The sequence below is a fragment of the Escherichia coli genome (assembly GCF_036503815.1).
GTDB classification, from domain to species: domain Bacteria; phylum Pseudomonadota; class Gammaproteobacteria; order Enterobacterales; family Enterobacteriaceae; genus Escherichia; species Escherichia coli_F.
This window is the reverse complement of sequence record NZ_AP027764.1, coordinates 1,780,106-1,805,995: the sequence shown is the minus strand read 5'-3', so window position 1 is coordinate 1,805,995 and position 25,890 is coordinate 1,780,106. Positions and strand designations below refer to the sequence as shown.

Sequence of the window (25,890 nt, the reverse complement as noted above, 5' to 3'; positions counted from 1 at the left end):
TTCAGGTGTTGATGAGGCAAAAAACCATTTTAGCAGTCTTTTACAGGCCAATCGCCTCTTTTAAACTTTTCAGATAGCGGCGGCTGACCGGAACAGTTAAGCCATTACGTAAAATCAACTCGGCCTGGCCGTTATCTTCCAGACGAATCTCCTGTAAATGCGCGAGGTTAACCAGGTACTGACGATGGCAGCGCAGTAGTGGTGTACGGCTCTCCAGGGTGCGCAAAGTCAGTTCGGTAAAACCTTCTTTCCCTTCGTGGCTGGTAACGTAGACACCGCTCATCCGACTGCTGACAAATGCTACATCTCTCATTTGCAGCAAATAAATCCGACTATGCCCCGTACAAGGGATAAATTTCAGCGCCTGTTGATTTTCCGGTAACAGCGAAACATCCTGCTTGCTGCGCTCCTGACGCAAACGCGCCAGCGTTTTCTCCAGCCGCGCTTCATCAATTGGCTTCAGGAGATAATCAAATGCATGTTCTTCAAAGGCTTTAATGGCGTATTCGTCAAACGCGGTGAGAAAAACGATATACGGACGATGTTCCGGGTCGAGCATTCCCACCATTTCCAGACCACTGATGCGCGGCATCTGGATATCGAGGAACAGCACATCCGGGCGCAGTTTATGCACCGCGCCGATCCCTTCCACGGCGTTTGAACACTCACCAACGATTTCAATATCACTCTGCTCCTGCAAAAATACGCGCAGGTTCTCCCGTGCTAACGGTTCGTCATCGACAATTAAGACTTTAATCATGCCTCGTCCCTCCATGGCAGTCGTAACGTTATTCGGGTGTAATTATCAGGTTCACAGGCGACGCTTATCCCATAGTCATCGCCAAACCGTTCACGTAAACGCTTATCCACCAGATTCATCCCCAGCCCGCTGGCATTGGTTACCGGTTGATACAAGCCAGCATTGTCTTCGATCTCCAGCATCAAATGTTGCCCCTCACGTCGGGCGCTGATTGCTACTCGCCCTGTATCCAGCAGTTGTGATGTCCCATGTTTAATAGCGTTTTCCACAATCGGTTGCAGGGTAAACGCGGGCAATTGCTGCTGGGATAATTCTTGCGGAATAGCAATATTGACCTGCAACCGCGACTGGAAGCGCGCCTTTTCAATTTGCAGATAAGCGTTCACATGTTCAATTTCGTCGGCGAGAGTAACAAACTCCGAAGGCCGCTTTAAGTTTTTGCGGAAAAAAGTGGAAAGATACTGCACCAGCTGACTGGCCTGTTCGCTGTCGCGGCGGATCACCGCTTTAATGGTGTTAAGCGCATTGAACAGAAAATGGGGGTTCACCTGAGCGTGAAGTAGTTTGATCTCTGACTGGGTGAGCATCGCTTTTTGCCGCTCATATTGCCCAGCGAGAATCTGCGCCGAAAGCAATTGCGCAATCCCCTCGCCCAGCGTGCGATTGATTGAACTGAACAAACGGTTTTTGGCTTCATACAATTTGATGGTGCCCATCACCCGCTGATTTTCACCACGCAACGGAATCACCAGCGTCGAACCCAGTTTGCATTGCGGATGCAACGAGCAACGGTAAGGCACTTCGTTGCCATCGGCGTAGACCACTTCACCGGTTTCAATCGCTTTTAAGGTGTAAGTCGAAGAAATCGGTTTACCAGGTAAATGGTGGTCATCACCAATTCCGGTAAAGGCCAGCAATTTCTCACGATCGGTAATCGCGACTGCACCAATATCCAGCTCCTGATACAGCACCTGAGCCACCTTCATGCTGTTCACTTCGTTAAACCCCTGGCGCAAAATGCCTTCCGTCGAAGCCGCCACTTTCAGCGCAGTAGCAGAAAAAGCCGAAGTGTATTTTTCAAACATCGCGCGTTTATCGAGCAATATACGCATAAACAGCGCCGCGCCGACGGTATTGGTGACCATCATTGGCGCAGCAATATTACTCACCAGACGCACCGCATCTTCATAAGGTCGGGCGATCGCCAGGATGATCAACATTTGCACCATTTCAGCGACGAACGTGACGGCACCGGCGGTAATGGGGTTAAAGACTTTATCAGTGCGCCCGCGACGGATCAGGATGCTGTGTACCAGGCCGCCGAGCAATCCTTCAACGATGGTCGAGATCATGCAACTTAGCGCGGTCATGCCCCCCATCGAATATCGATGTAACCCGCCGGTCAGACCAACCAGCCCACCGACGACCGGACCGCCGAGTAAGCCGCCCATTACCGCACCAATCGCACGGGTATTGGCAATAGAATCGTCAATGTGCAGCCCAAACCAGGTGCCCATGATGCAGAAGATGGAAAAGACGATGTAGCAGAGAAATTTATGCGGCAGACGAACCGTGACCTGCATTAACGGTATGAATAATGGCGTTTTACTCATTAACCACGCAATGACTAAAAAAACGCACATCTGCTGAAGCAGCAGCAACACCAGATTAAAATCGTACATACCCGCAAACCACACTTCCCTTTAAAACGCGTAACATACATTGCCTGCGTTTAACTTTCTTTGAACTCTTGCAGAAAAATGAGAATTCGTGAGTACGATCACTCAAAATCGTCTGGCAAAAATAAAATCACCCTATAGATGAACAAAAAACGGGCAAAACTACCTGGTTCGCAAAACTGCGTCTAAAGTTAAACTGGGACCTCGCGAGCAAGGGTGAGACGATGGCGCTTTACACAATTGGTGAAGTGGCGTTGCTTTGTGATATTAACCCTGTCACGTTACGCGCGTGGCAGAGGCGTTACGGATTGCTGAAACCGCAACGGACAGACGGCGGTCATCGGCTGTTCAATGATGCCGATATTGACCGGATCCGCGAGATCAAACGCTGGATCGACAACGGCGTGCAGGTCAGCAAAGTTAAAATGCTGCTCAGTAATGAAAATGTTGATGTGCAGAACGGCTGGCGCGATCAGCAAGAAACATTACTGACTTACCTGCAAAGCGGCAATCTGCATAGCCTGCGAACGTGGATCAAAGAGCGCGGTCAGGATTACCCCGCCCAGACACTCACCACGCACCTGTTTATTCCTCTGCGCCGACGACTTCAGTGCCAACAACCGACTCTCCAGGCGCTGCTGGCGATCCTCGACGGCGTACTGATCAACTACATCGCCATTTGTCTGGCTTCGGCACGTAAAAAACAGGGTAAAGATGCGCTGGTGGTTGGCTGGAATATTCAGGATACCACCCGTCTGTGGCTGGAAGGCTGGATTGCCAGTCAACAAGGATGGCGCATTGATGTCCTCGCCCACTCGCTCAATCAACTACGCCCTGAACTGTTCGAAGGCCGTACATTGCTGGTGTGGTGCGGTGAAAATCGAACCTCTGCCCAACAGCAGCAACTTACCAGTTGGCAGGAACAAGGCCATGATATTTTCCCACTCGGCATTTAATGATTCGTTAACAAATGCGCTTTACTGTACAATCCTTTCGTTAACATAAGGAGTGCATTATGCGCATAGCTAAAATTGGGGTCATCGCCCTGTTCCTTTTTATGGCGTTAGGCGGAATTGGTGGCGTCATGCTCGCAGGTTATACCTTTATTTTGCGTGCTGGCTAAGCGCCTGCACCAGCCTTTCAAACAGGCGGTCTGCGATGATCGCCGCCAGTGCCACCAGTAACGCCCCCTGGATCACATACGCGGTATTAAATCCGCTAAGCCCGATGATGATGGGCGTACCCAGCGTGCTGGCCCCTACCGTTGAGGCGATCGTCGCCGTACCAATGTTGATAATCACCGAAGTTCGCACGCCCGCCAGAATCACCGGAGCCGCCAGCGGTAGCTCGACCTTACGCAGTTGCTGACCACGGCTCATTCCCATACCTTTCGCAACTTCTGTCACGCTGGCATCAATCGCTCCCAGCCCGGCAAGTGTCGCCTGCAGGACGGGCAGCACACCGTACAGGATCAAGGCGATAATCGCGGGTTGCAGACCAAACCCAATCACCGGAACGGCAATCGCCAGCACCGCAACGGGCGGAAAAGTCTGCCCAACGGCGGCAATAGTTTCCACCAGTGGGCGAAATTCCGCGCCCCACGGGCGAGTAACAATAATTCCGGCACCTGTGCCAATGATCACCGCAAACAAACTCGAAATTCCCACCAGCCAGAAATGAGCCAGTGCCAGAGCAGCAAAACTTTCTTGCTGATAAACGGGGCGTGGCAGTTGTGGGAACAAGGCAGAAAACAGCGGCTGGCTGTAAGGCAGCCAGAAAATCAGTGCCACAAACAGAGCAATGAGCCAGAACAGCGGATCGCGCAACATCTTCATACGCTTACGCCTCCACCAGCAGATCCTGAAAATGCAGCGTGCCGCAAGGCTGGCCCTGCGTGTTCACCACCGGCAGCACTTCGCATCCCCGCGCGACAAACAGGGAGAGCGCATCGCGTAGCGTCATCTCTTCTGCCAGCGCCTCACCTTCAGCCCGCTCTTCGCGGCGCACATAATCCGCCACGCTACGTAACGAAAGCAGGCGCACACCCAGTTCACTACGGCCAAAAAACTGGCGGACGAAATCATTCGCCGGACGAGTCAGCATCGTCAGCGGATTGCCCTGCTGCACCACTTCACCGTGATCCATCAATACCAGATGTTCTGCCAGCCGTAGCGCCTCATCAATATCATGAGTGACCAGCACAATGGTACGCCCCAACAAACGGTGAATACGCGTCATCTCTTGTTGCAACGCGCCGCGCGTTACCGGGTCCAGTGCGCCAAAAGGTTCATCCATCAGTAAGACTTGCGGATCGGCAGCCAGTGCGCGGGCCACTCCCACACGTTGCTGCTGACCGCCGGAAAGCTGATGCGGATAACGCTCACGCAAATTCGGCTCCAGCCCCAGTAGCGCCATTAATTCGTCAATACGGTCGTCGATCCGCGCCCGCGGCCATTTTTGTAATTGCGGCACAGTAGCAATGTTTTGCGCCACGCTCCAGTGGGGAAACAGGCCAATAGATTGAATGGCATAGCCCATCCGGCGGCGCAACTCCAGCACTGGCAGCGAGCGAATTTCTTCTCCGGCAAAGCGGATCACTCCGCTGTCATGCTCTACCAGACGGTTGATCATTTTCAATGTGGTGGATTTACCGGAGCCTGATGTACCAATCAGCACCGAGAAACTCCCTTCCTGAAAATTGAGATTGAGATCGTTAACGGCTTTTTGTGTGCCGAACAGTTTGCTGACATGGCTAAATTCAATCATTACTTTTCACCTTCAGCAGTGCGATAACCAGATCGAACAGTGCGTCGATCAGCACCGCCAGTACGATTACCGGGATCACCCCCAGCAACACTAAATCAATGGCACTGCTTAGCAGCCCCTGGAAAACCAGCGCACCAAAACCGCCTGCGCCGATTAACGCCGCAATCACCGCCATGCCGACGGTTTGCACCATCACCACCCGCAGGCTGCGCAGAAATACCGGTAACGCCAGCGGTAGCTGCACATGCAGGAATCGCTGTGCTCCGTTCAAGCCCATCGCTCTGGCGCTCTCCAGCACATCGCGCGGGATCTGGTTCAAGCCGACTACCACACCGCGCACCAGCGGCAGCAAGGCATAGAGCACCAGCGCAATCAGTGCGGGTGTCATTCCGGTTCCTGCTATGCCGAGCTTACCCAGCCACGGAAAGGCCGTAACCAGCGCGGCAAGCGGCGCAATCAACAGGCCAAAGAGCGCCACCGAAGGCACGGTCTGAATGACATTCAGCAGAGAAAAAATAGCCCCCTGCCGCGCAGTGGAAAAGTAGCACCAGACGCCCAGCGGCACGCCAATCACCAGCGCAGGCACTACCGAGCCAAACAGCAGGGTCAGATGTTGCGCCAGCGCGTCATTAAACACATCCTGACGGTTGGCGTATTCTTTCATTAGCGAGAGATCGTTAAGCGCGCCGGAATACAGCAACCACAGCGGAATAATGGCAATCTGCATATGCAACAACCAGCGCCACAGCGGATGCGTGGAGATTCGGCGGATGGCATCGCTACAGGCCAGCAATGCCAGCGCCGCAGCCAGCCAGAAACCACTGCCGAGGCTGGTACGCGCCAGCGCACTGCCATTTTGCGCCAGTTGTGTCGCCGCCTTTCCCGCGCCCCACACCAGCAATATGAAGACGAATTGCGCCAGAATGAGTGCAAAAATGCTGCCTTTTTTACCGGGAATAAAACAGGCGGTCAGCCAGGCGCAACCAACGCCCACCAGCATCCAGATCGTTTGCGGCCACAGCTGCCAGAGATGACGCCCCTCACCCGAGACTAAACGATTAGGCGCGTAACTGATAAACGGCAGCGCCGCTGCGATTGCCGTCAGCAACAGCAGCAGCGCCAGAACAGGATTAATACGGAAATAAGTCACGGGAAATTACTTCGTCCACCCTTTTTGTTTCAGGTAGTCGGCAGCCACTTTTTTGGCATCCAGTCCTTCCACAGCAATGCTGGCATTCAGTTGCTGCAATGTTTTTGCATCGAGGCTGGCGAAGACTGGCTGTAGCCACTGTGCCATTTGCGGATACTCCTTCAACACCGATTCACGCACCACTGGTGCAGGCGCGTAGATAGGCTGAACGCCTTGCGGATCGCTTAAGGTTTGCAGCCCCAGCGCCGCTACGGGGCCGTCGGTACCGTAAGCCATAGCGGCATTAACGCCAGAGGTTTGCTGGGCAGCGGCTTTGATTGTCACCGCCGTGTCGCCACCGGCCAGTGACAGCAACTGATCCTGACCGAGCTTAAAGCCATAGGCTTTTTCAAATGCAGGTAACGCATCAGCGCGTTCGATAAACTCTGCCGAAGCCGCCAGTTTGAAGGTGCCACCGTCTTTCAGATAACGACTCAGGTCGGCAAGCGAAGTGAGTTTGTTTTTCTCTGCAACATCCTGACGCACGGCGATGGTCCAGGTGTTATTTGCAGGCGCGGGCGTCAGCCAGATTAACTTGTTTTGCTCTGCATCGAGTTTTTTGACTTTCTCGTAGCCCTGCCCGGCATTTTTCCACGCTGCATCGTTTTCATCTTTAAAGAAAAACGCGCCATTGCCAGTATATTCCGGATAGATATCCAGTTCACCGGAAGTAATCGCCCCGCGCACCACGGGAGTCGTTCCCAGTTGCACTTTATTGACCGTTGGTACGCCGTGACTTTCCAGCACCTGCAAAATGATATTGCCGAGCAGCGCGCCTTCGGTATCGATTTTCGAACCGACTTTAACGGCTGAAGCCGCCTGTAGCGGCAGGCTCACGGCTGCCAACAAAACCAGTGAACCTGCCCAGAGCTTTGAGAGTGGCATGATGCTTTCCTCATTCTTTTACTGTTGTTTTCAGCGAATTAAGAGAAAAGCATAGTTGATAATGGCGGGGTTAGCCTGAGCGGAAGGATTCAGTTGCAGAATCAGATAAATACTTAAAGGGCATATTTTGCCCGGCGTTTCTTGCCGGATGCGGCGTAAACGCCTTATCCGGCCTACAAACAGCGAAAATTCAAGAGGTTAAAAACCCCTGAAGGCCTGATAAGCGCAACGCATCAGGCAAAGGGCGCAGACGTCTCGCCCTTACTAAAGCATTACAGCAACTCAAACTCACCTTTCTTAACGCGCGCGGAATCAGTGCCGATGAAGACATTGAATTTGCCAGGCTCGGCGTCATATTTCATCTGTTGATTCCAGAACTTCAGCGCCTCAATATCGATCGGGAAGCTAACAGTCTGAGTTTCGCCCGGTTTCAGGGTGATTTTCTCAAAGCCTTTCAGCTGCTTCACCGGGCGACTCATGGAAGCCGTCACATCCTGCAAGTACATCTGCACTACCGTCGCCCCTTCGCGCTTACCGGTGTTCGTCACCTGCACACTGGCGGTCACTTTGCCGTCACGCTTCATGGTCGGCGCAGAAAGTTTCACATCAGAGACGGTGAAGGTGGTATAGCTCAGACCATAGCCGAACGGATACAGCGCCCCGTTAGCTTCATCAAAATAACGCGAAGTGTATTTGTTCGGCTTGTCGGCATTATACGGCCGACCGGTATTCAGATGGCTGTAGTACACCGGGATCTGCCCGACAGAACGCGGGAAGGACATCGGCAGCTTGCCCGACGGGTTGTAATCGCCAAACAACACATCGGCAATCGCATTACCGCCTTCAGTCCCCGCAAACCAGGTTTCCAGAATCGCATCAGCCTGCTGATCTTCTTTCACCAGCGCCAGTGGACGTCCGTTCATCAGCACCAGCACCAGCGGTTTACCGGTGGCTTTCAGCGCCGCAATCAAGTCACGTTGGCTTTGTGGAATAGTGATATCGGTACGGCTGGAGGCTTCGTGCGCCATCCCCTGAGCTTCACCGACCACAGCCACCACCACATCAGATTGTTTCGCAGTCTGCACCGCTTCATCAATCATCTCTTGGGGCGAGCGCGGATCGACTTTGACCGCTTCTTCATACTGATTCAGGAAATCGATAATGCCTTTGTCACTGGTAACGTTCGCACCTTTGGCATACAGCACCTTGCCGTTTTCACCGACGGCGTTTTTAATCCCGGTCAGTACGGTCACAGATTGATCGGCAACACCGGCTGCGGACCAGCTGCCCATCACGTCACGTTTGCTGTCCGCCAGTGGCCCTACCACCGCAATGGTTGCCGATTTTTTCAGCGGCAGCGTTTCAAGGCGGTTTTTCAGCAATACCAGGCTTTCGCGCGCCACTTCACGCGCTTCTTTGCGGTGCAGGCGGCTTTCAGCATTGGTATCCACCGGGTCAGACTCTTTCGGTCCAAGGTGGCTGTATGGGTCGTTGAACAGCCCCATATCATATTTGACGTTCAGCACGTGGCGGGCAGCGTCGTCCAGCTCTGCCATCGTCACTTTGCCGGATTTGATCAAACCGGGCAGATACTTCGAGTAGTACTCGTCGCTCATACTCATGTTGATGCCGGATTTCAGTGCCACGCGCACCGCATCTTCCGGGTCTGCCGCCGTGCCATGTTTAATCAGCTCTTTGATTGCGCCATGATCGGAAACGGTAATGCCTTTAAAGCCCCACTGATCGCGCAGCACATCTTTCAGCAGCCAGGAGTCGGAAGTTGCTGGCGTGCCATTCAGCGAGTTCAGCGCCACCATTACCGCACCGCTGCCTGCATCCAGCCCCGCTTTGTACGGCGGCATATAGTCGTTAAACAGGCGCTGCGGACTCATATCGACGGTGTTGTACTCTTTACCACCTTCCACCGCGCCGTAAGCGGCAAAGTGTTTGACGCTGGTCATCACCGAGTGGCGATCTGCCGGGCTTTTACCCTGCATCGCTTCCACCATGGTCTTACCCATAATCGAAGTGAGATACGTATCTTCCCCAAAACCTTCGGAAGCACGTCCCCAGCGCGGATCGCGCGAGACATCGACCATCGGTGCCCAGGTCATGTTCAGGCCATCATCTGCGGCTTCATAAGCAGAGACACGTCCGACCGTTTTCACCGCATCGAGGTTAAAAGACGAGGCCAGACCGAGGCTAATCGGGAACACCGTGCGCTGACCGTGCAGCACGTCGTAAGCAAAGAAAAGAGGAATTTTCAGGCGGCTTAATTCCATCACCTGATCCTGCATGGCGCGGATATCCTGACGGGTTACGGTGTTGAAAATCGCCCCAACCTGCCCGTCTTTGATCATCTCGCGGATCGCCTCTTTCGGATTATCCGGGCCGACGCTGATTAAGCGCAGCTGACCAATTTTCTCATCAACTGTCATTTTCTTGAGCAGTTCGGTGACGAACGCATCACGCGCTTCAGGCGTTAATGGATGGTTACCGAATAAATCATCCGCCAGTGCTGGTTGCAGGGCCAGACTCACCGCGATACCTACTGAACATAGCCATTTCATATGGATTATTCTTCCTCTGTTGCCCGACGAGGCAGCGAAAATGGTGCAAAAACCGTAGTTTGCCATAAGCATGATGGAGAGAGAAAAAGAATGCTCAGTTTATTGTCTGAATTTTCAAAATATTCACTCGCTGAATTGTCATACAAGGCGCTATGCTAGTTTGTGATATTTTTTCGCCACCACAAGGAGTGGAAAATGTCTTCCATGACAACAACTGATAATAAAGCCTTTTTGAATGAACTTGCCCGTCTGGTCAGTCATTCACACCTGCTCACCGATCCCGCAAAAACGGCCCGCTATCGCAAGGGCTTCCGTTCTGGTCAAGGCGACGCGCTGGCTGTCGTTTTCCCTGGTTCGCTACTGGAATTGTGGCGGGTGCTGAAAGCCTGCGTCACCGCCGACAAAATTATTCTGATGCAGGCTGCCAATACAGGTCTGACCGAAGGCTCGACGCCAAACGGTAACGACTATGATCGCGATATCGTGATCATCAGCACCCTGCGTCTCGACAAGCTGCACGTTCTTGGCAAGGGCGAACAGGTGCTGGCCTATCCGGGCACCACGCTTTATTCGCTGGAAAAAGCCCTCAAACCGCTGGGACGCGAACCGCACTCGGTGATTGGCTCATCGTGTATAGGCGCATCGGTCATCGGCGGTATTTGTAACAACTCCGGCGGCTCGCTGGTGCAGCGTGGCCCGGCGTATACCGAAATGTCGTTATTCGCGCGTATAAATGAAGACGGCAAACTGACGCTGGTGAACCATCTGGGGATTGATCTCGGCGAAACGCCGGAGCAGATCCTTAGCAAGCTGGATGACGATCGCATCAAAGATGACGATGTGCGCCACGATGGTCGTCACGCCCACGATTATGACTATGTCCACCGCGTTCGTGATATTGAAGCCGACACACCAGCACGTTATAACGCCGACCCGGATCGCCTGTTTGAATCCTCCGGTTGCGCCGGTAAACTGGCCGTCTTTGCGGTACGTCTTGATACCTTCGAAGCAGAAAAAAATCAGCAGGTGTTTTATATCGGCACCAACCAGCCGGAAGTACTGACCGAAATCCGCCGTCATATTCTGGCTAATTTCGAAAATCTGCCAGTTGCCGGGGAATATATGCACCGGGATATCTACGATATTGCGGAAAAATACGGCAAAGACACCTTCCTGATGATTGATAAGTTAGGCACCGATAAGATGCCGTTCTTCTTTAATCTCAAGGGACGTACCGATGCGATGCTGGAGAAAGTGAAATTCTTCCGTCCGCATTTTACCGACCGTGCGATGCAAAAATTCGGTCACTTGTTCCCCAGCCATTTACCACCGCGCATGAAAAGCTGGCGCGATAAATATGAACATCATCTGCTGTTAAAAATGGCGGGCGATGGCGTCGGCGAAGCTAAATCGTGGCTGGTGGATTATTTCAAACAGGCCGAGGGCGATTTCTTTGTCTGTACGCCGGAAGAAGGCAGCAAAGCGTTTTTACACCGTTTCGCCGCTGCGGGCGCAGCAATTCGTTATCAGGCGGTGCATTCCGATGAAGTCGAAGACATTCTGGCGCTGGATATCGCTCTGCGGCGTAACGACACCGAGTGGTATGAGCATTTACCGCCGGAGATCGACAGTCAGTTGGTGCACAAGCTCTATTACGGCCATTTTATGTGCTATGTCTTCCATCAGGATTACATCGTTAAAAAAGGCGTGGATGTACATGCGTTGAAAGAACAGATGCTGGAACTGCTACAGCAGCGCGGCGCGCAATACCCTGCCGAGCATAACGTCGGTCATTTGTATAAAGCACCGGAGACGTTGCAGAAGTTCTATCGCGAGAACGATCCGACCAACAGCATGAATCCGGGGATCGGTAAAACCAGTAAGCGGAAAAACTGGCAGGAAGTGGAGTAAATACGGCTGGATGCCTGATGCAAATAGAAGCATCGCATCAGGCATCGTGCACCGAATGCCGGATGCGGCGTGAACGCCTTATCCTGCCTACGGACGCGTCACGTTTGTAGGCCTGATAAGATGCGCAAGCATCGCATCAGGCATTGTGCTCCGAATACCTGATGCGGCGTAAACGCCTTATCCTGCCTACCCTTAATCGTTCTGCGCCGTCTGCCCCGCCGCCGCCATCTGGGCGGCTTTTTGTTTTTTATAGCTCAACGCTGCTGCCGGAACAGGCATCACTTTACCGGTTTCAATCCAGGTACGCAGGCGGCTGGCATCGGCAAAATGGGTATATTTGCCAAACGCATCCATCACTACCAGCGCCACCGGTTTATTATTGATAACCGTGCGCATCACCAGACAATGGCCCGCCGCATTGGTAAAACCGGTTTTGGTTAACTGAATATTCCAGTTATCGCGATACACCAGATGGTTAGTATTGCGGAACGGCAGCGTATACGTCGGGTTAGAGAAGGTTGCCATATCTTCCCGGGTAGTACTTAACTGCCCGATCAATGGATATTGTTTGCTGGCAATAAGCAGTTTGGTTAAATCACGAGCGGTTGAAACGTTATGCACCGACAATCCGGTCGGTTCAACAAAGCGCGTGTTGTTCATTCCGAGCGATTTCGCTTTCGCATTCATCGCCTTAATAAATGCTTTGTAACCACCGGGATAATGGTGCGCAAGGCTTGCCGCCGCGCGGTTTTCTGAAGACATCAGCGCCAGCAACAGCATATCTTTACGGCTGATTTCGCTGTTCAGTCGTACGCGCGAATAGACCCCTTTCATCTCCGGCGTCTGGCTGATATCCACTTTTAGTTTTTCATCCAGCGGCAGTCGCGCATCCAGCACGACCATCGCGGTCATTAATTTGCTGATAGACGCAATCGGACGCACCAGATCCGGGTGGTTCGAATAGATCACTTTGTTGGTATTCAGATCAACAATCATCGCGCTACCAGAAGCAATTTCCGGTTGTGAAGCGGTGGTAGCGGCTGCCGTTTTCGCAACGGCCTGCGGCGCAAAAGGCACAGCCAGCATCAGGGCCAGGCTAAATAAAGAAACTCGAAATTTCGGCATGATGAGCATTCAGATAGTGGTTCACGCGCACAGGTTGCGCACCGCCGGAGTAAGGATTTACTGAGGCTAGCGACGCCATCATAACGAGCAAAAAGTGCGATCGTCAAAGGAGAATCGTGAGGAAATGCTGCATTGCTGACATTTACGCCAGCAATGCAACACAAAAGAACTTTCTAGAACAAACGATAACCGTAACCCCATAGTATAACGGTAAGGGCGAGCAGCACTTCCAGTACCAGCACGCCAATCGCCAGCGTCGAACTGGAGAAGCTAAGGCCTTCCTCTTTGTTGATATTCAGGAAGCTTGGAATACCGAGGTAAAGCAGGTAGCCGGTGTAAAACAGCGCCACCGTGCCGACCAGCGCACACAACCAGACCAGCGGATAAAGCGCCACCAGACCGCTTAAAAACAGCGGAGTTGCAACGTAGCCCGCAAAGACCATGCAGTGCGCAAGTGACGGACGCTGCGGATAATTGCGCGCCATCCACCAGATGACCCGCCCCATCACCGCGACCCCAGCCAGCATAACGCCATAAAACAAGACGGCCAGCGCCAGTCCGGTGAACCAGGATAACTTCAGGATAGTGCCATCGCCAAAATTCCAGCCAATTTGCGTGGTGCCAATGAAGGCGCAAATCACCGGAATTGCCGCCATCAGCAAAACGTGGTGGGTGTAGTGATGAGAAATCGTTTCGTTTTCGCGATTAATCACCTGCATTTCACGATCGGGATGGGAAAACAGTCCCCAGACATGGCTCATACCGCCCCCTTGTTGTGAGTTCATGAACCTGACAGTTCAAGTATAAGTCAGCTTGTGATTATTTTTTGTGCATTCATAGAATTTGCACCGTCTGATGAGCGTCCTTTTTCAGCGTGAATGATTCACAGGGTGTATGCTTACAAGCAACCAAAGGGAGACAGACGGGCCTATGGATCTCAATACACTCATCTCACAATATGGTTATGCCGCGCTGGTGCTCGGAAGTCTGGCGGAAGGTGAAACCGTGACGTTGCTGGGAGGCGTTGCGGCACATCAGGGGTTATTAAAGTTCCCGCTGGTGGTACTTTCTGTAGCGCTTGGCGGCATGATTGGCGACCAGGTGCTTTATCTGTGCGGGCGGCGGTTTGGTGGCAAGCTGTTACGCCGTTTCTCTAAGCATCAGGATAAAATTGAGCGGGCGCAGAAACTTATCCAGCGCCATCCGTATCTGTTTGTCATTGGTACGCGTTTTATGTATGGCTTTCGGGTCATTGGCCCGACGCTGATTGGTGCCAGCCAGCTGCCGCCGAAAATCTTTCTGCCGCTGAATATTCTCGGCGCATTTGCCTGGGCGTTGATTTTTACCACTATCGGTTATGCTGGTGGTCAGGTGATTGCGCCGTGGTTGCACAATCTCGACCAGCATTTGAAGCACTGGGTCTGGTTGATTCTGGTCGTGGTTCTGGTGGTTGGCGTGCGCTGGTGGCTGAAACGACGCGGGAAGAAAAAGCCGGATAATCAGGCGTAAAACCATTGCCTAGAATAAGGCGTTTGCGCCGCATCCGACATCCGTCGCACCATGCCTGATGCGACGCTTGCACGTCTTATCATGCCTACCAAAGATTACCCATTGAAATAACCACGCACCTCACTGTGCTATTCTGGGTTGAACTGCGGATTCGCCAGCATAAAGCCACCATCGACAATTAACGACTGCCCGGTGGTGTAATTTGCGCCTTCAGAGCATAACCACGCCACCAGGCTGGCAATCTCATGCGTTGCGCCGAAACGCCGCAGGGGAATCGAAGGCTCCGCGTCGGGCTTCACGTCGCCGTCATCCATGCCATTCATTGGTGTGGCGATAGCCCCAGGCGCGACTGCATTCACCAAAATCTTATACCTGACCAGCTCAAGCGCCATCGCTTTGGTTAGCCCACCGAGTGCATGTTTAGCGGCTGTATAGGCGCTGGCATCCGGCAGCGGCGTATGCTCATGTACCGACGTAATGTTGATGATGCGACCGCCCTGCCCTTGTTTCACCATCTGGCGGGCCGCAATTTGTGAGCATAAAAATGCACCATCAACATCAACGGTAAAAATCTTGCGCCACTCATCGAAAGCCATATCAAGAAACGGCGCTTTGGTCATTGTGCCCGCATTATTCACGAGCACATCGATGCGCCCCAGCCGTTGAATAAGTTTCTCCAGCGCCAGTGCCCCCTCTGGCAGTTTACCGAGATCCAGCTGCACCATCTCCGCACGTACGCCGTGGCTAACCACCTCACGCGCGGTATCTTTTGCCCCTTCTTCATCTGAGTGCCAGGTAATACCAATATCAAAACCCTGCTGCGCCAGTAATAACGCGCACTCTTTGCCGATCCCCGAATCGGAGGCGGTAATAATCGCGACCTGTGCCATCGAGTTCTCCACTTAACGCTGAATAAACGTTAAGTATAGAAGGCGTATATCATCAGCGTTTGTAACCCCCGCCCAGCGCCCCGGTGAGTTGAATGGAGGCATCCAGCCACTGCCCTTGCAATAACAGGCCATTGGCCCGCTCACGCAGCGCCGGGATCCTGGCTTCGCTGACGCGGGAACCAGCAATGATACCCGCGTTAAAGCGGGCCTGCGCAAGACCTACCACACGCAAGGCATCGCGCTCAATTTGCGCCTGATGCTGGTTTTTCTCCGCCAGCGTCTGAACCTGACTGGCTGCCCGCGCCACGTCATTCACCGCTTCAACCACCGCTTTGTTGTAGCTGGCGATAGACAAGTTGCTTTCGGCTTTTGCAATATCGAGGTTGGCGTTAAGACGACCACTATCGAAAATGGGTAGTGTCAGGCCTGCCGTAACGCCCATTTGCTGCGCGGAATGACGGAACAGGTCGCTTAAGTGCAACGCATCCTGTTGCAGGAAGGCCATCAGGTTGATGTCAGGATAAAATGCCGCTTTTGCCGCATCAATGGTGCTTAACGATGACTCAACGTACCAATGCGCTGCCTGCAAATCTGCCCGCCGTGCCAGCAATGAATACCCCAGTTCATCAGGAAGCTGACTTGCCACTTTCGGCAACTCAACCGGTTTAAGCTTCAATGACTTTATCTGGTGATTTGTAAGTGCGCTTAACCGTGCCTCAATAATTTTCATTTTTCCCACGACATCGTTGAGCTGCTGCCGGGTCTTGCTGGCATTAATATCGGTTTCCACACCTTCAACTGAAGAAGTAATCCCGTTCTGGTATAGCTGGCGATCGGTCGCGATAATGGTGTTCTGCTCTTTTTCGATTTGCTGCAAAACAGTGTTTAACGCTGCCTGGGTTTGCCACTCCCAGTAAAGGCGGACAACGCTGCCAGCCAGCAATTGGCGGGTTTGCTCGCGTTCCGCCGCCCGTGCTTTAACTGTACCCAGGCGAGCAGTAACCTCCGCCCGATTCTTTCCCCAAATATCAAGATGCCAGCCCGCCGTTAAGCCAAAAGTACCATTGGTGTACCACGGACCGGTCGTACCTGCGGCAGGATCGTTCAGAGCAAACGGCCCCATTAGCCCTTCTGCCGACATTTTTTGCCTCTCCATATCCGCAGAAAAATCGATCTGAGGGCCATCCTGAGTGGCAACTGCCTTCGCCTGGGCTTCAGCCAGCTGAATGCGCTGTTCAGCCACCTGCATATCCGGTGCGTTCTGCAGTGCATAGTTAATTAATGAAGTGAGTTGATTATCGTGATACTCCAGCCACCATTGGCTGTCTGGCCAACCATTTTTCAGCGCCGTAGGTAATGCGGTGTCAACTTGCGCAGCGGGTGTTTGCTGGCTTAACGCCTGGCGGGTTTCATGCATAGGCGCACACCCGGCCAGCATCAGTAACAGAGGAAAACAGGCGATGGCTGGGTAAAAGGAATCACGATTCATGGAGGAATAGTCAGGTAAGAAAAGGTGCGCGGAGATTACCGTGTGATGCAATATATTTTTTAGTTTCGCGTGGCAATACATCAGTGGCAATAAAACGACATATTCAGAAAAATATACAGTAAGTGAATGATATTCTCCGATTTATCTTAATCACTTATGAGTAACGGCAAAGGGCTTCGTTTTTTCCTATACTTATTCGACACTCACAAATAAAGGAACGCCAATGAAAATTATACTCTGGGCTGTATTGATTATTTTCCTGATTGGACTACTGGTGGTGACTGGCGTATTTAAGATGATATTTTAAAAATCAGATATGGCATATAAGTTGTCAGGTCAGGAACTCGATATTTTGTGTACTTGATTTGCAAACAGCTCCGGTGTTGGTGGCGTCAAAATCGCTGAAGCGTTCCCCGAAGGCCGGGACAGCCCACATGAATGTGGGCTGAGGGCGCGTTTTACAGGGACGTTAACTCGCGCACGACACGGTAGACGAAGGGGATAAGCTGAAGGTACCGCGCAACAGCGATTTTGTTCGCCAGAGCCCGGGGATGCAGGGGGAGGAGGCTATTGTCCTCCCCCTGCGCGCGCCTTGCGCCAGTGGCAATATATGGCTTAGCTCATGAAAGGAGCGCAACAAGATGATGAAGCTGAATAAACGATTCATTGTCTCTGATAAGCTGCGATTCCACTATTATCGCAGCTTATCGATATCAATTGCCTGAATAGCCCTTGCAATATCAGGGGAATTATTCAACACCCGAACATGCTGAAATAATTCCGTTGCTTCATCGTATTCTTTACGCAAATAACTCAACCACTGTTTAATCCGCGCAACGTGATATAACCCAGTATCGCCCTGCTTTTCCAGACGGGTATATTTTTGTAGCAAAGCAACCACCTCCGGCCACGGCATTCGCGGTTCGTTATATTTTACCACCCGGCTCAGGTTGGGAATATTGAGCGCTCCGCGACCAATCATCACCGCGTCACAGCCGCTGATCGCCATACACTGTTGCGCGCTCTGCCAGTCCCAGATTTCACCGTTGGCAATCACCGGAATATTCAGCCGTTGGCGAATCTCGCCAATCGCCTGCCAGTCAATATGCTCCGCGCGGTACCCCTGCTCTTTTGTCCGCCCATGCACCACCAACTCCGTAGCGCCAGCCTGTTGAACCGCATCGGCGATTTCAAATTTCTTCTCACCGCTGTCCCAGCCCAGACGCACTTTCACACTGACGGGCAAATGCGCCGGTACAGCTTCACGCATCGCTTTTGCACCCTGGTAGATGAGTTCAGGATCTTTGAGTAGTGTCGCCCCGCCGCCGCTACCGTTAACCGTTTTCGACGGACAGCCGCAATTAAGATCCACACCCCAGGAACCTAACTCCACCGCACGGGCGGCGTTCTCTGCCAGCCATTGTGGGAACTGACCCAGCAATTGCACGCGCACCAGCGTACCGGATGGCGTTCGGCTGGCGTTTTGTAGCTCCGGGCAAATGCGATGAAAAACTTTTACCGGCAGCAGTTGATCCACCACGCGGACAAACTCGGTGATGCACAGATCGTAGTCGTTAACTTCGGTCAGCAATTCACGCACCAGAGAGTCGAGTACACCCTCCATCGGCGCCAGTAACACACGCATATCATCACCCGCAAAAAAATGAGGCGCTATGTTAGCGCCTCTGGTGTTTGCAGACAAACTGACTTACTGATTAATTCGGGCAAGATTTTTCCCCTCACCCTAACCCTCTCCCCCAAGGGGCGAGGGGACCGTCCGTGCACCTGATTAGGTAAGAAGTACTCAGCGTGGTTGCAGACAGTTATCTTCTTTCCAGCCGTACAGCCACTCCATGCCGCGATAAAACTCTGCCTGCGATTTCCCTTTCCACAGCAGGTTACGTACCTGACGTTCTACCCCTGCGGCGTGATAAACCCGCCCCATTTCACGGGTCGACCAGACGATGCGCGCGGTACGCGGAATACGTACCGACTCATACAGCGCAAAAGCTTGCGCCGCATTACCCTCACACTGCGCCAGCGCCTTACCCAGCGTTACTGCATCTTCCAGCGCCATACAGGCACCTTGTGCCATATACTGCGCCACCGGATGGGCCGCATCGCCCACCAGCGTAATGCGGTTAGTCCCCCATTTCCCTACCGGTTCACGATCGGCCGTTGACCAGCGTCGCCATGACGTCGGTTTATCCAGCATCTGGCGAGGACGCGGGTGAATGCCTTCAAAATAGGAAAGCACTTCCTCTTTACTGCCATCCTTCACGCCCCACTCTTCCTGGTGGCGGCTGTGGAATGTCACCACCAGGTTATACTGCTTGCCGCCGCGCAAAGGATAATGCACCAGGTGACAGTGCGGACCCGCCCACAATACCGGCGCATTAATACGTAAATCTTCCGGCATATCCGCACAATCGATAACCGCACGGTAGACCACATGTCCGGTGACGCGCGGCGCATCGCCTAATAAGCTCTGGCGCACCACTGACTTCACGCCATCACAGCCAATCAAAATATCGCCGCTCCAGCTATTACCTCGATCGTCGAAAACGGTGACATCGTCTTCCGTCTCACGAATATCCACGACATTCGTAGAGGTGTGATACTCCACGTCCGGATGCGTCAGTACCGCTTCCCACACCGAGGCATGAATATCAACGCGGTGGATCACCGCGTAAGGGCCGCCGAAATGGTCACGAAAGGCCTGACCGGTTTCAATGCGCACCACTTCTTCGGCGTTTACCGCATCCATCATGGTAATGTGATCGGTAAACACCGCGCGCTGGCGGGCGATTTCGCCGACGCCAAGACTGTCCAACGCCGAAAACGCGTTTGGCCCCAACTGGATGCCTGCGCCGATCTCACCGATCTCATGCGCCTTTTCCAGCAGCACCACTTTGATCCCCTGGCGGGCCAGTGACAACGCAGTTGCCGCACCGCCGATCCCGCCTCCCACAATTACTGCGCGTGTCACTTTAGTCATTATGGTTCTCCTGGTCAGGCTGAAATTTTATCTTGTTGATTTTCTGGCGCTGCGGCAATGAACGCTGGCAGCTGCGTGCAGGCGTCGAACACTGTTTTACAGCGCGGATATCCACTCAGATCGCAGTTCATACGTAGCGCGTTCGCCCACTGAGGAACAAGGCAGCAGTCTGCCAGCGTCGGCGTCTCACCCACACAAAATTGCCCCGACTGGCTCTGGCGCAGTAGCTGTTCCACCGCGTTTAACCCTTGCTGGATCCAGTGCGCATACCAGCGTTTTTTCTCTTCTTCACTGACGTTCAGCTCTTCGGTCAGGTAGCGCAGCACGCGCAGGTTATTCAATGGATGAATATCACAAGCGATGGCATAGACAATTTCCAGCACCTTGTTGCGGGCTGGTTCTTCCTGCGGCACCAGCGGAACTTGCGGGTAGTGACGATCCAGCCAGTCAATAATCGCCAGCGACTGACCGAGTGACTCGCCCTCGTCAGTCAGCAGCGTCGGCACCAGCCCGACAGGATTCATCCGCCGATAGGCCAGTTCATTTTGCTGACCAATACGGATATTCACCCCTTCGGTCTGGTAATTAATGCCTTTCAGCGCCAGCGCAATGCGTACCCGGTACGATGCTGAACTATTAAAAAAACTGTACAGCTTCATCATGCACCTCAGACAATCTTCACCGCGATAGGGGTTAAGCCCTCGACGTTGCCCGTGATCACATCACCTTTCACTACCGGGCCCACCCCTTCTGGCGTACCAGTGAAGATCAGATCGCCCGGTTGCAGCTCAAAGAAGCCTGACAGGTAGCTGATGGTTTCATTCACCGACCAGACGAGATGGCGAATATCGCTGCGCTGGTGATCTTCACCGTTTACCTGTAACCAGATTGGTGCGTTATCAATACCGCCGGTTTCGCTGGCTTTGTGCAGCGGTGCGATGGGGGCCGAGAGATCAAATGCTTTGCCGATTTCCCACGGGCGGCCCATCTGACGCATTTCCATTTGACGGTCACGGCGCGTCATATCAAGGCCTGTGGCATAACCCCAGACATATTCATGGGCCTTTTCCAGTGGGATATCGCTGCCCTTTTTACCAATCGCCACCACCAGTTCAATTTCGTAATGATAGTTATCGGTCTGCGCCGGATACGGCAGCGCCAGCGTTTCGCCAGCGGCGACCGGAACAACGGCATCTGCTGGTTTGCAGAAGAAGAAGGGGGGTTCACGATCCGGATCAAAGCCCATTTCGCGGGCGTGGGCGGCATAGTTACGCCCGACACAGTAAACGCGGCGCACGGGGAATTGTTCATCACTGCCAACAACCGGTACGGTAACGGGCGCTTGTGGTTCGAATACATATTGAGTCATTTTCTCTCTCCCAAATTAATAACGCGCTTCGCGGAACAGCCCCAGGGCTTCTTGTACCGGTCTGTCCGAAAAACTGAATAAAACGGTATCTTGCGTAGTCTGGAATGACACGCCGTGCCAGGTCGGCACCACAAAGATATCTTTTGCACTAAAGGTGAAGATTTCATTGCCGATGGTGACTTGTCCGCTACCTTCCACTACATGGTAGATAGTGCTGTCAGTGGTACGCGCCACGCGGGAGGCGAACCCTTTCGGTAGCAGTTGCAGGAAGGCGCCCATCGACGGCATCGGATAGCCGCCGGTGACCGGGTTGACATAGCGCATTTTGTAGCCATCCCACTCGTCGGCATCGCCCAGGCGGGTTAAATCGTGCAGCACTTCGCGGCTACGGTCATAACGATAGTTAAAGATCGGTGAGGAGTTCCTCGTCTGATGGCGCAGCGGCAACATATTGGCAGCGTAACGTGGCAGATAATCGCCCTCTTTACGCGTTACCGGTTGTTGCTCTTCCGGGTAATCTTCGGCAAAACCGCAGCCCAGAGTGTTCACTAATGGCAGATCCAGTCCATCGAGCCAGATAACCGGTTCGTCGCCAGGGTTACCGTGATCGTGCCAGCGCCATTGTGGGGTCAGGATAAAATCGCCCTCATTCATGGGCGTGCGTTCGCCATCAACGGCGGTAAATGCCCCTTTGCCTTCAACAATAAAACGCAGTGCTGACTGGTTATGGCGATGACTCGGTGCCACTTCGCCTGGCATGATCAGTTGCAAACCAGCATACAAAGTCGCGGAAATGGAAGACTGCCCGCGCAGCGCCGGGTTTTCCAGCACCAGCACGCGGCGCACGGCCTCTTTCGCACCAATCAGGCTGCCGCTCTCCAGTAGCAGCGGGCGGATCTCCTGATAATTCCAGTACGCTGGCGCACAGTTAGCGTTGGGCGTTTTCGGCACCAGATGGTGCAGTGACTCCCACAGCGGGGTCAGGTTTTGCCCGGAAATATGCTGATAAAATTGCTCGCGGCTTTTTTGATTGTTATCAGTCATTAGGATGCTCCTTATTCGTTCACAACGCCTGCGCGAGGCAGTGAGTCAGGGACAGAGGTCGACTGGCGAACCACGGTGATCAGCAGGCTTAACATCACCGCACTGATCGCCGCGGGCACAGCGATAATGAAAAACAGGGTGTCGAAAGAGAAATTCATCGCCATCATCAGGCCGCCAGAAAGCGAGCCGACAATCGCGCCGCAGCGGCCTACGGCGTTTGACCAGCTCACGCCCGTGGCGCGGCTTTGCGTTGGGTAGAGCGTTGCGGTCAACGCGTTCAACCCCACCTGAGATCCGCTAATGCCAATGCCGGTGCCGAAAATCGCCAGTGCCATCAGCCATAATCCATCCTGGCTTAAGCCAATCATCACGATGCATATAGCGCCTATGGCATAGCTCAGCGCCAGTACGCGGAAAGGATTGAACTTATCCATCAGCACACCCAGCGCCAGCGCGCCTAACGTACCGCCAATCTGGAACGCGGCGGTGACCCAGGACGCGTGTTGCAGGTCTATGCCGCGATGGTTCAACAGCGTTGGCATCCAGCTTGAGAGCAGGTAAATAATCAGCAGGCTCATAAAGAACACCACCCAAAGCATCAACGTAATGGGTAACTGACGTCCCATAAACAGTTGACGAATGCTGCCTTTTGTAACGGAGGCTGATTCATTGAGATAAAAGTGGGTATCGACATAACGCTCGCGGGTGATGGCGCTGACGGTTTTCGCAATCACCGCCTGCGGTAGCTGGCGGCGCACCTGCCAGCGTGGCGATTCCGGCAGAACTACCAGCAGTGCGACAAACAGCATCAGCGGTAACACGCCCCCCAACACCAGAATGCCGTGCCAGCCAATCACCGGCACCAGCTGTGCGCTGACAATCCCGCCAAACGCCGAACCCAGCGTAAAGCCGCAAAACATCAGCGTCACCAGCGCGCCCCGGCGACGGGCAGGCAGATATTCCGAGGTCATGGTGATGGTGTTCGGCATCGCGCCGCCAAGCCCAAGCCCTGTGAGAAAACGCAGTAATACCAGCGTTTGCAGATCTGGTGAAAACGCAGAGGCGAGGCTTAACGCGCCAAACAAAAAGACGCACAGCTCAATCACCCGCTTGCGACCAAAGCGATCGGACAACGGGCCACAAAGCAGTGCTCCTGCGGTTAATCCCAGCAGACCCGCGCCAAAAAGCGGGGCGAGATCGCCTGCGGTGAGTTGCCAGTGAGTGCGAATATCAGGGGCGATAAAGCCGATAGCCGCGGTGTCAAAACCATCGAGCATTACCACCAGAAAACAGCAGATGATAACGCGCCACTGCATCTTGCCGACCGGAGCAGCATCGATCAGTGCTTGTAAATCACGTCGTTGAGTCATAGTAAATGCCTCAGTGCAGGTAAGGTAGATGTTTCTTTTGTTTTGTATATGTTGCGATAATGTAATTAAAGAGATGAGATGTACAATGGCATTTCGGGCAGAGAGATAACCTGGAGGTTATGGCAAATGGCGAACTGGGCGCAAAAACTAAAACTACATCACCTGCAAATGCTGGTGGCGCTGGGTGAACAGGGTAATCTGACCCATGTCGCACGGATGATGAATATCACCCAACCCGCACTTTCGAAATGGTTGTCACAACTGGAAGATGAGATCGGACTCACACTTTTTGAGCGGCACAGCAAAGGGCTTCGTCCGACCGAAGGCGGCAAATTGTTATTGCAACATGCCCAACGGTTAATCAATGACATGGAAAGATCGCAATATGAACTGGCTCGCTTTAAACAAGGTGGACTGGTCGGCAGTCTGAAAATTGGCTGTTCTCCCGTCGCCACTGACTGCGTATCCCAGGCGATTTTGCATTTGCTCAAGGAGATGCCAACTCTACACCTGAATATCGAAGAGAAGGTGATGACCCCATTGCTGCAAGATCTGTTGGCAGGTTCTGTCGATGTGGTGGTTGGGCGAATTGGCGGTCGCGCGTTGCAATTGCCGCTGAATTATCGCGTGCTCTACACCGAGCCGGTATGCTTTGTCGCCCGTCCTGAGCATCCACTGGCGAAATACGCCACCCTCAGCTGGAATGATCTTGCTAACTGGCGGTGGATAGTCTGGCCGACAGGTACCCCCATCCGCATCAGCATTGATAATGCGCTGGTAGACCACGGCGTGATGCTGCCAGAAAACACGATTGAGTCGGCGTCGATGAACGTCAGTACCAACCTGTTACAAAGCAGCAATATGATCTCTATTTTGTCATTACGCCTGGCGCAACGTTATGCCAGCCAGGGGCAACTGGCGATCCTCAACCTGCCAAAGATTGAACAGAAAGGCAGCGTCGGTGTGTTTTGGCGTAATAACGAAACGCCTTCTTATGCTTTAAGTCAGTTTCTGCACTTTTTACAGCAGAATTAGTGTGCTGAACTGGGCACTCGCCCGATGTTACTTCCCTGTAATTCAACTATGCTGAGAATTCTTAATGTGATCGGTAGCACGTTTTACGAATTAATTGTATGATGAATCCATCTCATCTGGGGTGTTGATTATGAGTAAGACACTGAACATTATCTGGCAATATTTACGCGCTTTTATCCTGATTTATGCCTGCCTGTATGCAGGCATTTTCATTGCTTCCCTGCTACCGGTAACCATTCCGGGCAGCATCATCGGGATGCTGATCTTGTTTGTCCTGCTGGCCTTGCAAATTCTTCCGGCAAAGTGGGTCAATCCGGGGTGCTACGTACTGATTCGCTATATGGCGCTATTGTTTGTGCCGATTGGCGTAGGCGTCATGCAATATTTTGATTTGCTCCGCGCACAGTTTGGTCCGGTAGTGGTTTCCTGTGCAGTCAGTACGCTGGTGGTTTTTCTGGTGGTGAGCTGGAGTTCGCAACTGGTGCACGGTGAACGTAAAGTCGTAGGTCAGAAAGGATCAGAAGAATGATGGCAAATATCTGGTGGTCATTGCCGCTAACGTTAATTGTCTTTTTTGCCGCCCGCAAACTGGCGGCGCGGTATAAGTTTCCCTTGCTTAACCCATTGCTGGTTGCAATGGTGGTGATCATTCCTTTTTTAATGCTGACCGGCATCTCTTACGACAGCTACTTTAAAGGTAGCGAAGTGCTAAACGATCTGCTGCAACCGGCGGTTGTCGCACTGGCCTATCCTTTATATGAGCAGCTGCACCAGATCCGCGCGCGCTGGAAATCGATCATCACCATCTGTTTTATCGGCAGCGTGGTTGCGATGGTGACGGGGACTTCCGTGGCATTGTTGATGGGCGCTTCACCGGAAATCGCCGCGTCAATCCTGCCGAAATCAGTCACCACGCCTATTGCAATGGCGGTTGGCGGCAGTATTGGCGGTATTCCGGCAATCAGCGCAGTTTGCGTGATTTTCGTCGGTATTCTGGGCGCAGTGTTTGGTCATACGTTACTTAATGCGATGCGTATTCGCACCAAAGCAGCGCGCGGTCTGGCGATGGGGACAGCCTCGCACGCCCTCGGTACGGCACGCTGTGCTGAGCTGGATTATCAGGAAGGTGCATTTAGTTCGCTGGCGCTGGTGTTATGCGGGATTATTACTTCGCTGATCGCACCGTTCCTTTTCCCGATTATTCTGGCAGTAATGGGCTAAAATTTGCGATGCGTCGCGCATTTTTGATGTAAGTTTCATTCGTTGCACAATTAATGAGATTCAGATCACATATAAAGCCA

25 protein-coding genes are annotated in these 25,890 nt (G+C 53.0%); 8 read left to right on the top strand and 17 right to left on the bottom strand.

Annotation, left to right across the window (positions count from 1 at the left end):
* Positions 1 to 40: 40 nt before the first annotated feature.
* Positions 41 to 760 (bottom strand): two-component system response regulator BtsR, encoded by a 720-nt coding sequence (gene btsR / locus AABJ99_RS08625; RefSeq protein ID WP_001353101.1) that lies wholly within the window; start codon positions 758 to 760, stop codon positions 41 to 43.
* Positions 757 to 2,442 (bottom strand): two-component regulatory system sensor histidine kinase BtsS, encoded by a 1,686-nt coding sequence (gene btsS / locus AABJ99_RS08620; protein WP_024212152.1) that lies wholly within the window; start codon positions 2,440 to 2,442, stop codon positions 757 to 759. The genes btsR and btsS overlap by 4 nt, the downstream gene beginning before the upstream one ends.
* 221 nt (positions 2,443 to 2,663) lie before the next feature.
* Here btsS and mlrA point away from each other — a divergent pair, with 221 nt between their 5' ends.
* A complete protein-coding gene (gene mlrA, locus AABJ99_RS08615; protein ID WP_001240401.1) occupies positions 2,664 to 3,395 on the top strand; it encodes an HTH-type transcriptional regulator MlrA in 732 nt (243 codons plus the stop codon).
* 59 nt (positions 3,396 to 3,454) lie between these two features.
* Positions 3,455 to 3,562 (top strand): protein YohO, encoded by a 108-nt coding sequence (gene yohO / locus AABJ99_RS08610; RefSeq protein ID WP_001216963.1) that lies wholly within the window; start codon positions 3,455 to 3,457, stop codon positions 3,560 to 3,562.
* Here the strand turns inward: yohO and yehW are convergent.
* The 5 genes from yehW to bglX all read right to left on the bottom strand — a co-directional run bounded on the left by yehW (position 3,543) and on the right by bglX (position 9,849).
* Complete coding sequence (yehW, locus tag AABJ99_RS08605) at positions 3,543 to 4,274, bottom strand: glycine betaine ABC transporter permease YehW (protein WP_039020542.1); 732 nt, start codon at positions 4,272 to 4,274, stop codon at positions 3,543 to 3,545. The two genes, yohO and yehW, sit on opposite strands and share 20 nt — an antisense overlap.
* 4 nt (positions 4,275 to 4,278) lie before the next feature.
* Positions 4,279 to 5,205, bottom strand: coding sequence for a glycine betaine ABC transporter ATP binding protein YehX (yehX, locus tag AABJ99_RS08600; RefSeq protein WP_032303353.1), 927 nt, complete (start codon positions 5,203 to 5,205; stop codon positions 4,279 to 4,281).
* Complete coding sequence (gene yehY, locus AABJ99_RS08595) at positions 5,198 to 6,355, bottom strand: glycine betaine ABC transporter permease YehY (protein ID WP_039020541.1); 1,158 nt, start codon at positions 6,353 to 6,355, stop codon at positions 5,198 to 5,200. The genes yehX and yehY overlap by 8 nt, the downstream gene beginning before the upstream one ends.
* Before the next feature lie 6 nt (positions 6,356 to 6,361).
* Entirely contained in the window at positions 6,362 to 7,279 is a 918-nt protein-coding gene (gene osmF / locus AABJ99_RS08590) for a glycine betaine ABC transporter substrate-binding protein OsmF (protein ID WP_032303355.1), read from the bottom strand.
* A 272-nt stretch (positions 7,280 to 7,551) separates the two neighbouring features.
* Complete coding sequence (bglX, locus tag AABJ99_RS08585; RefSeq protein ID WP_039020540.1) at positions 7,552 to 9,849, bottom strand: beta-glucosidase BglX; 2,298 nt, start codon at positions 9,847 to 9,849, stop codon at positions 7,552 to 7,554.
* Between the two features lie 195 nt (positions 9,850 to 10,044).
* Between bglX and dld the strand changes: the two genes are divergently transcribed.
* Positions 10,045 to 11,760 carry a D-lactate dehydrogenase gene (dld, locus tag AABJ99_RS08580; RefSeq protein ID WP_039020539.1) on the top strand — a complete coding sequence of 572 codons (1,716 nt, stop codon included), beginning with the start codon at positions 10,045 to 10,047 and terminating at the stop codon, positions 11,758 to 11,760.
* A 192-nt stretch (positions 11,761 to 11,952) separates the two neighbouring features.
* Here the strand turns inward: dld and pbpG are convergent, their stop codons facing one another.
* The gene (gene pbpG / locus AABJ99_RS08575; RefSeq protein WP_001319943.1) at positions 11,953 to 12,885 is read right to left on the bottom strand and encodes a D-alanyl-D-alanine endopeptidase; all 933 of its coding nucleotides are present in this window, start codon (positions 12,883 to 12,885) and stop codon (positions 11,953 to 11,955) included.
* Between the two features lie 173 nt (positions 12,886 to 13,058).
* A complete protein-coding gene (gene yohC / locus AABJ99_RS08570) occupies positions 13,059 to 13,646 on the bottom strand; it encodes a Yip1 family protein (protein ID WP_001295454.1) in 588 nt (195 codons plus the stop codon).
* 169 nt (positions 13,647 to 13,815) lie between these two features.
* Between yohC and yohD the strand changes: the two genes are divergently transcribed.
* Positions 13,816 to 14,394: a DedA family protein gene (yohD, locus tag AABJ99_RS08565; RefSeq protein ID WP_039020538.1), complete on the top strand. Its 579-nt coding sequence runs from the start codon at positions 13,816 to 13,818 to the stop codon at positions 14,392 to 14,394.
* A gap of 128 nt (positions 14,395 to 14,522) precedes the next feature.
* Here the strand turns inward: yohD and yohF are convergent, their stop codons facing one another.
* Positions 14,523 to 15,284 (bottom strand): SDR family oxidoreductase, encoded by a 762-nt coding sequence (gene yohF / locus AABJ99_RS08560; protein ID WP_039020537.1) that lies wholly within the window; start codon positions 15,282 to 15,284, stop codon positions 14,523 to 14,525.
* 52 nt (positions 15,285 to 15,336) lie between these two features.
* Positions 15,337 to 16,773 carry a multidrug resistance outer membrane protein MdtQ gene (gene mdtQ / locus AABJ99_RS08555; protein ID WP_039020536.1) on the bottom strand — a complete coding sequence of 479 codons (1,437 nt, stop codon included), beginning with the start codon at positions 16,771 to 16,773 and terminating at the stop codon, positions 15,337 to 15,339.
* A 223-nt stretch (positions 16,774 to 16,996) separates the two neighbouring features.
* Here mdtQ and yohP point away from each other — a divergent pair, with 223 nt between their 5' ends.
* Positions 16,997 to 17,080 (top strand): small membrane protein YohP, encoded by an 84-nt coding sequence (gene yohP, locus AABJ99_RS24985; protein ID WP_000691708.1) that lies wholly within the window; start codon positions 16,997 to 16,999, stop codon positions 17,078 to 17,080.
* 387 nt (positions 17,081 to 17,467) lie between these two features.
* Here yohP and dusC read toward each other — a convergent pair whose 3' ends face one another.
* From dusC to mhbT, 6 genes are all read right to left on the bottom strand, one after another.
* Positions 17,468 to 18,418, bottom strand: a complete 951-nt coding sequence (dusC, locus tag AABJ99_RS08550; RefSeq protein ID WP_001264872.1) for a tRNA dihydrouridine(16) synthase DusC — start codon at positions 18,416 to 18,418, stop codon at positions 17,468 to 17,470.
* A gap of 159 nt (positions 18,419 to 18,577) precedes the next feature.
* The gene (locus tag AABJ99_RS08545) at positions 18,578 to 19,771 is read right to left on the bottom strand and encodes a 3-hydroxybenzoate 6-monooxygenase (protein ID WP_039020535.1); all 1,194 of its coding nucleotides are present in this window, start codon (positions 19,769 to 19,771) and stop codon (positions 18,578 to 18,580) included.
* A 14-nt stretch (positions 19,772 to 19,785) separates the two neighbouring features.
* The gene (maiA, locus tag AABJ99_RS08540; RefSeq protein ID WP_039020534.1) at positions 19,786 to 20,430 is read right to left on the bottom strand and encodes a maleylacetoacetate isomerase; all 645 of its coding nucleotides are present in this window, start codon (positions 20,428 to 20,430) and stop codon (positions 19,786 to 19,788) included.
* Positions 20,431 to 20,438: 8 nt separating this feature from the next.
* The gene (locus AABJ99_RS08535) at positions 20,439 to 21,140 is read right to left on the bottom strand and encodes a fumarylacetoacetate hydrolase family protein (RefSeq protein WP_338387533.1); all 702 of its coding nucleotides are present in this window, start codon (positions 21,138 to 21,140) and stop codon (positions 20,439 to 20,441) included.
* A gap of 15 nt (positions 21,141 to 21,155) precedes the next feature.
* Entirely contained in the window at positions 21,156 to 22,184 is a 1,029-nt protein-coding gene (gtdA, locus tag AABJ99_RS08530) for a gentisate 1,2-dioxygenase (RefSeq protein ID WP_039020533.1), read from the bottom strand.
* An 11-nt stretch (positions 22,185 to 22,195) separates the two neighbouring features.
* On the bottom strand, positions 22,196 to 23,554 hold the full coding sequence (gene mhbT / locus AABJ99_RS08525; protein ID WP_039020532.1) for a 3-hydroxybenzoate transporter MhbT: 1,359 nt from the start codon (positions 23,552 to 23,554) through the stop codon (positions 22,196 to 22,198).
* Between the two features lie 126 nt (positions 23,555 to 23,680).
* Here mhbT and AABJ99_RS08520 point away from each other — a divergent pair, with 126 nt between their 5' ends.
* The 3 genes from AABJ99_RS08520 (at position 23,681) to yohK (ending at position 25,810) form a co-directional block, all read left to right on the top strand.
* The gene (locus AABJ99_RS08520; protein ID WP_000024646.1) at positions 23,681 to 24,589 is read left to right on the top strand and encodes a LysR family transcriptional regulator; all 909 of its coding nucleotides are present in this window, start codon (positions 23,681 to 23,683) and stop codon (positions 24,587 to 24,589) included.
* A gap of 130 nt (positions 24,590 to 24,719) precedes the next feature.
* Positions 24,720 to 25,118, top strand: coding sequence for a CidA/LrgA family protein (gene yohJ / locus AABJ99_RS08515; protein ID WP_001353095.1), 399 nt, complete (start codon positions 24,720 to 24,722; stop codon positions 25,116 to 25,118).
* A complete protein-coding gene (yohK, locus tag AABJ99_RS08510) occupies positions 25,115 to 25,810 on the top strand; it encodes a CidB/LrgB family autolysis modulator (protein WP_000968208.1) in 696 nt (231 codons plus the stop codon). Before yohJ ends, yohK begins: the two co-directional genes overlap by 4 nt.
* Positions 25,811 to 25,890 lie beyond the last annotated feature (80 nt).

What these genes read in the sequence shown, in the direction of transcription:
- dld (WP_039020539.1), top strand. Translation starts at nt 10,045, where the DNA reads ATGTCTTCCATGACAACAACTGATAATAAAGCCTTTTTGAATGAACTT.
- yohC (WP_001295454.1), bottom strand. Translation starts at nt 13,646, where the DNA reads ATGAGCCATGTCTGGGGACTGTTTTCCCATCCCGATCGTGAAATGCAG.
- yehX (WP_032303353.1), bottom strand. Translation starts at nt 5,205, where the DNA reads ATGATTGAATTTAGCCATGTCAGCAAACTGTTCGGCACACAAAAAGCC.
- gtdA (WP_039020533.1), bottom strand. Translation starts at nt 22,184, where the DNA reads ATGACTGATAACAATCAAAAAAGCCGCGAGCAATTTTATCAGCATATT.
- yohO (WP_001216963.1), top strand. Translation starts at nt 3,455, where the DNA reads ATGCGCATAGCTAAAATTGGGGTCATCGCCCTGTTCCTTTTTATGGCG.
- mhbT (WP_039020532.1), bottom strand. Translation starts at nt 23,554, where the DNA reads ATGACTCAACGACGTGATTTACAAGCACTGATCGATGCTGCTCCGGTC.
- osmF (WP_032303355.1), bottom strand. Translation starts at nt 7,279, where the DNA reads ATGCCACTCTCAAAGCTCTGGGCAGGTTCACTGGTTTTGTTGGCAGCC.
- btsS (WP_024212152.1), bottom strand. Translation starts at nt 2,442, where the DNA reads ATGTACGATTTTAATCTGGTGTTGCTGCTGCTTCAGCAGATGTGCGTT.
- yohF (WP_039020537.1), bottom strand. Translation starts at nt 15,284, where the DNA reads ATGGCACAGGTCGCGATTATTACCGCCTCCGATTCGGGGATCGGCAAA.
- AABJ99_RS08535 (WP_338387533.1), bottom strand. Translation starts at nt 21,140, where the DNA reads ATGACTCAATATGTATTCGAACCACAAGCGCCCGTTACCGTACCGGTT.
- yehW (WP_039020542.1), bottom strand. Translation starts at nt 4,274, where the DNA reads ATGAAGATGTTGCGCGATCCGCTGTTCTGGCTCATTGCTCTGTTTGTG.
- yohJ (WP_001353095.1), top strand. Translation starts at nt 24,720, where the DNA reads ATGAGTAAGACACTGAACATTATCTGGCAATATTTACGCGCTTTTATC.
- mlrA (WP_001240401.1), top strand. Translation starts at nt 2,664, where the DNA reads ATGGCGCTTTACACAATTGGTGAAGTGGCGTTGCTTTGTGATATTAAC.
- AABJ99_RS08520 (WP_000024646.1), top strand. Translation starts at nt 23,681, where the DNA reads ATGGCGAACTGGGCGCAAAAACTAAAACTACATCACCTGCAAATGCTG.
- maiA (WP_039020534.1), bottom strand. Translation starts at nt 20,430, where the DNA reads ATGAAGCTGTACAGTTTTTTTAATAGTTCAGCATCGTACCGGGTACGC.
- mdtQ (WP_039020536.1), bottom strand. Translation starts at nt 16,773, where the DNA reads ATGAATCGTGATTCCTTTTACCCAGCCATCGCCTGTTTTCCTCTGTTA.
- yohK (WP_000968208.1), top strand. Translation starts at nt 25,115, where the DNA reads ATGATGGCAAATATCTGGTGGTCATTGCCGCTAACGTTAATTGTCTTT.
- AABJ99_RS08545 (WP_039020535.1), bottom strand. Translation starts at nt 19,771, where the DNA reads ATGACTAAAGTGACACGCGCAGTAATTGTGGGAGGCGGGATCGGCGGT.
- pbpG (WP_001319943.1), bottom strand. Translation starts at nt 12,885, where the DNA reads ATGCCGAAATTTCGAGTTTCTTTATTTAGCCTGGCCCTGATGCTGGCT.
- dusC (WP_001264872.1), bottom strand. Translation starts at nt 18,418, where the DNA reads ATGCGTGTGTTACTGGCGCCGATGGAGGGTGTACTCGACTCTCTGGTG.
- btsR (WP_001353101.1), bottom strand. Translation starts at nt 760, where the DNA reads ATGATTAAAGTCTTAATTGTCGATGACGAACCGTTAGCACGGGAGAAC.
- yohD (WP_039020538.1), top strand. Translation starts at nt 13,816, where the DNA reads ATGGATCTCAATACACTCATCTCACAATATGGTTATGCCGCGCTGGTG.
- bglX (WP_039020540.1), bottom strand. Translation starts at nt 9,849, where the DNA reads ATGAAATGGCTATGTTCAGTAGGTATCGCGGTGAGTCTGGCCCTGCAA.
- yohP (WP_000691708.1), top strand. Translation starts at nt 16,997, where the DNA reads ATGAAAATTATACTCTGGGCTGTATTGATTATTTTCCTGATTGGACTA.